Below are 4,516 nucleotides of genomic sequence, written 5' to 3' on the forward strand. Positions count from 1 at the left end.
TATGTATATTGAACTCCATTCCCTTTACTGATCAAGGTTCTGCCATTCCGCCCGTCCTAAACGCCGCTCATTATATCCGCGTGATCCTTTTCCCACCCGGCTTCTTCCCTCATCCATTACCCTATTTTATAAAATTCGAAGATAATAACTTTTATACCGAACAGGAACTCCAATTGAGTTTTTAAGCCGGTTCCTTTTTTTATAATTTTGTCATTCAAATTCAATGTTCGTTTTAACGTGAGGATATATACGGAATTAGAAAGCTTCCAGGCCAAAAAACCTGTGGTGACCATAGGTGTTTTTGATGGGGTACACAAGGGCCATAAGGCCATTATTTCCAATCTGGTTAACCGGGCAACGGAGATCGGGGGAGAGTCGGTGGTAGTAACCCTCTGGCCCCACCCGAGGATTGTGCTGAAAAAGGACGTAGAAAATCTTCGCCTCCTCAACTGCCTGGAAGAAAAAAAGTGGCTCCTGGAAAAACAACAAATCGATCACCTGGTTATTCTTCCTTTCACTGAAGAGCTCAGCCGGCTGAAAGCCTGCGATTTCATTAAGGATATCCTTGTGGACAAGATCGGTGTGGAACATCTGCTTATAGGATACGACCACCATTTCGGAAAAGGAGGGAAAGGCAACTTCAGGGATGTGGAAGCTTGTTCGGCAAAGTATAACTTTCAGGTAGAACGCCTTGACGCAAAATCTGAAGAAGGCACAGAGATCAGTTCCACCGTAATAAGAAATGCACTTTTGGATGGCAATCTGAAAAAAGCAAATCAATACCTCGGATATTTCTATTTTATAATGGGACGCGTGATTGGCGGAAACCGGATCGGACAAAAAATCGGATTTCCTACCGCCAACATCGAACCTCATGATCCCTATAAACTGATTCCCAAAGACGGGGTTTATGCCATCAAGGCCAATCCGGAAAACAAAACCCTGAAAGGCATGTTAAATATCGGTTACAGGCCCACCGTTGGCGGCCAGAGAAACAAAGTTTCGATTGAAACCCATTTATTCGACTTTGACGAAGACATCTACAATAAGGAAATTACCATTCATATGATTCAGCGCATACGCGCTGAAAAGAAGTTTAACCATGTGGATGAACTGGTGGAGCAGTTGAAGGTGGATAAGGAGAGTTCCTTGCAAATTCTGTCGGACACATCTAATTCGTAATTTTCAGTTGATTAGCACTTTCCTTATAAGCGTTATATTCTTTTAATCTGCGTTGTGCAGGCCCATCAAAATATCTACCATCATCTGTTACTATAAACCGTGATCCGCAGCAAGGACATGCAACCAAACTTTCAAATTCATCATCCCTTTCTAAAAGGCATTTATCCTCGGGTTTATAAGGACATGCCCGGTCAAAGGCCTGGTAACTATACTGGGCCGAACGGTAAATAATCAATCCCCCATACCCACAATTTTCAGCTTCACTACAAGCCTCCGTTTCCAAAAGAACATACTCTCCTATGGCAAGATTATCCAGTTCGGTACCGATATCAAAAGTAACATTAACATATACATACGGAAAAGGTTGCTGCTGATCTTCGCATCCAATAAACAGTAACAATATCAATGCAAAAACGTAAAATATTCTTATATTTGAATGCTGATATGTCATTTTTGTCCAAACAAAAAGGTTTAAAAACTGTTGCGGTCAGAAAGAAGATTGTTTTACTTTTTATGTTGATTACCGGTCTTTTAGCTGCTTCATCCGGTTGCCAGCTTATCAGGTCAGTAACTCAACCCGACCGGCCGGACAAAGTTAATAAAAATACCGAAGCAAAGGAACGGAAAAGCTATGAAGAAGCCAGGGCGGATTTCAGGGAAAAACATTACGAAAGGCAGGCAGAAAGAACCCAAAAAAGGATGGACTACAACAAAGCAAAGTCAGAGTCATGGCGTGAAAATAACCGAAAAAGCAACAGTTTCTACTGGCTCAAACAAGTAAAAAACTGGTTTGAATGGTTTTTTGATCTTTTCAAGGGCCGGGATAAGGGTCTGTATAATAACTAACTTAAACAACGATACATCATGGAAAACATAGTTGGCTTTTTGATTTTAATTGTTACACTCATCATTTCAATAATCGCTTCAGTAAAAAAACAAAGCGGTCAAAATAAAACCAGTAAACAACCGTTTGATAATACATCAACAGAATCCTTTTGGGATGAAACGGGAACGGAGCGTTCCTCTTTGCAAGGAAGCAGTGAAGAAGCGAATTCGCGGGAAGATGTAACGGATGTTGAAGAAAAAAGGGAAGAAGGGGAAGAAGCAGAGGAAATCCGAAGGAAAGAGGAAGAACCCCCTCTCAAAGCAAAAGAGGAAAGGCAGGGAGCAACAACAAAAACCGAACATGGAGAAAAATCATCCCCTTCAAAGAAAACCCGGAGCGCAAAAAAACGTAAAAAAGAAAAAAAGTCAAAAATTCAGACAATAAAAGAAAAGTTTGATGTAGAAGAAGGTATTATCTATTCGGAGATCATCAACAGAAAATATTTTTAAATTCAATAAGGATTAAGAATCGTATGATTTTTGAGCGCAATAAAATAAAAAAAGCATTCATGCGATTCCATTGTAGTTAATTTAAAATTTTATGTATTTTTGTGATTGAAAAAGTTTTCCGCAGATGGGCGGTAAACTTTTTCGTTATTTTTATTTGTTAAATTTAAAAATGGTGGTGAAAAATGTCTCAAGTTTCTTACGTAACTGAAAAAGGCCTGAAAAAATTACAGGAAGAACTAAAGCAGCTGGAAACGGTTGAACGCCCGAAAATTAAGAAGCAAATTGCCGATGCCAGGGATAAGGGAGACTTATCTGAAAACGCAGAATATGATGCGGCCAAAGAAGCCCAGGGCATGCTTGAAATGAAAATTTCACGGTTAAAAAATACCATAGCCAATGCAAGGGTGCTGGATGAATCAAAAATAGACACCAATAAGGTCCAGATAATGAATACCGTAAAGATCAAGAACAAGAAGAACAATTCCGTTATGGAATACACCATAGTTTCGGAGACCGAAGCCGATCTGAAACAGAAGAAGATCTCGGTCAGTTCACCTATTGCAAAAGGCTTGTTAGGAAGCGAGGTGGGTGATGTTGTGGAAGTAGAGGTACCCAATGGCATCATTCCATTTGAAATCCTGGAAATAAAATTATAAAACTTCATTCCTATGGCAACCATTTTTTCAAAGATCATCAATGGAGAAATCCCCTCCCACAAAATAGTGGAGGATGAGCATTATTACGCATTTCTGGATATCAACCCCCTGAAGAAGGGCCACACATTGGTGGTACCCAAAGAAGAAACCGATTACCTGTTCGATCTCGATGACCAGACCCTGGGAGGGATGATGGTCTTTGCCAAACGAATAGCCAGGGCCATTGACCGGGTGATTAAATGCAAGCGGGTTGGTGTAGTGGTTTTGGGCATGGAGGTACCTCACGCCCACATTCACCTGATACCCCTCGATAAAGAGAGTGATGCCAGTTTCACCCAGCCCAAAATGAAGCTTTCCGATGAGGAATTGGAGGAGATCGCCGAAAAAATAAGAGGAGCCCTGGAATAGGCAATAGAACGGATAATCGTGTAATTCGCTTACTACTTCTATACAAGCTCCCTGAATATTTATATACAATCACTGAGATCCATATCCATAGTAATAAAAAGCAAACACCAAAACCTTTCGGATCATTTCATTTTTTTGCAACTTTTTACCTGGTTTAAGAGTAAAAAGGAAAAAAATATGAATCGATTCAAAATTTTACTGGTAATTATTGCCTTTCTGGTAGCTTCCTGTGAAGAAATGGACAGCCTGTTCAAAGATAAAGACACCGGACTTTCAGAAGAAGAAGTAGTAAAAGGTTTAAAAACCGCCCTTGAAGTGGGCTCCGACACAGCCGTTGCGGTAACCTCTGAGGTCAATGGATATTACAAGGATGAAGCCATCAAAATCATGCTCCCACCGGAAGCGGATATAATCTATGAACATAAGGACGACGCATCATTCCAGTTTCTTGGGCTGGATCAGCTAATAGACGATGTCGTGCTGAGCATCAACCGGTCTGCAGAAGATGCAGCTTCGGAAGCTTCTCCCATTCTGAAAGATGCCATCGTTTCCCTCTCCATTGCCGATGGGTGGAACATTTTGAACGGGAAAAATCCGGCCGATACCAGCAACCAGGAAGCAGCTTTTGATTCCACCGCAGCAACAGGTTACCTCATTGCAACCACATATGATGAGCTGTTCGATACATTTCGCCCCAAAATAAATAACTCACTGAAGAGAGAATGGGTAGGCGGAGTATCCACCAAACAATTATGGGATGACCTTACCTCAACCTACAACGCCACGGCTGAACCCCTGGGCATGGAAACCGTGGATACCGAACTCGATGTATTCGTTACCGAAAAAGCACTGGATGGTCTGTTCCTCAAGGTAGCCAATGAAGAGAAAGAAATTCGGAAAGATCCGGCCCAATGGTCAGGTACACTCGTTGAAGA

Annotated in this window: 8 protein-coding genes; 7 read left to right on the top strand and 1 reads right to left on the bottom strand. The window is 41.3% G+C overall.

The genetic code is table 11. The features are described from left to right. Both KGY70_17400 and ribF read left to right on the top strand, forming a co-directional pair. Window positions 1–185, top strand: a 185-nt coding sequence (locus KGY70_17400; GenBank protein ID MBS3776978.1) for a hypothetical protein, incomplete at its 5' end; no start/stop codon positions are given. Window positions 186–237: 52 nt separating this feature from the next. Continuing rightward, complete coding sequence (gene ribF / locus KGY70_17405) at window positions 238–1,182, top strand: riboflavin biosynthesis protein RibF (GenBank protein MBS3776979.1); 945 nt, start codon at window positions 238–240, stop codon at window positions 1,180–1,182. Here ribF and KGY70_17410 read toward each other — a convergent pair. Then, a complete protein-coding gene (locus KGY70_17410) occupies window positions 1,172–1,633 on the bottom strand; it encodes a hypothetical protein (GenBank protein ID MBS3776980.1) in 462 nt (153 codons plus the stop codon). The two genes, ribF and KGY70_17410, sit on opposite strands and share 11 nt — an antisense overlap. Window positions 1,634–1,695: 62 nt before the next feature. On the opposite strand from KGY70_17410, the gene KGY70_17415 reads away from it, so the two are divergent. The 5 genes from KGY70_17415 to KGY70_17435 all read left to right on the top strand — a co-directional run. Then, window positions 1,696–2,028: a hypothetical protein gene (locus tag KGY70_17415; GenBank protein ID MBS3776981.1), complete on the top strand. Its 333-nt coding sequence runs from the start codon at window positions 1,696–1,698 to the stop codon at window positions 2,026–2,028. 18 nt (window positions 2,029–2,046) lie between these two features. Beyond that, window positions 2,047–2,517: a hypothetical protein gene (locus KGY70_17420; protein ID MBS3776982.1), complete on the top strand. Its 471-nt coding sequence runs from the start codon at window positions 2,047–2,049 to the stop codon at window positions 2,515–2,517. Between the two features lie 182 nt (window positions 2,518–2,699). After that, window positions 2,700–3,173: a transcription elongation factor GreA gene (gene greA / locus KGY70_17425; GenBank protein ID MBS3776983.1), complete on the top strand. Its 474-nt coding sequence runs from the start codon at window positions 2,700–2,702 to the stop codon at window positions 3,171–3,173. A gap of 12 nt (window positions 3,174–3,185) precedes the next feature. Continuing rightward, on the top strand, window positions 3,186–3,581 hold the full coding sequence (locus KGY70_17430) for an HIT family protein (GenBank protein MBS3776984.1): 396 nt from the start codon (window positions 3,186–3,188) through the stop codon (window positions 3,579–3,581). Window positions 3,582–3,758: 177 nt separating this feature from the next. After that, the coding region (locus tag KGY70_17435) for a DUF4197 domain-containing protein (GenBank protein ID MBS3776985.1) at window positions 3,759–4,516 on the top strand (758 nt) is incomplete at its 3' end.

It is taken from the genome of Bacteroidales bacterium, from assembly GCA_018334875.1.
GTDB lineage: Bacteria > Bacteroidota > Bacteroidia > Bacteroidales > UBA12077 > JAGXLC01.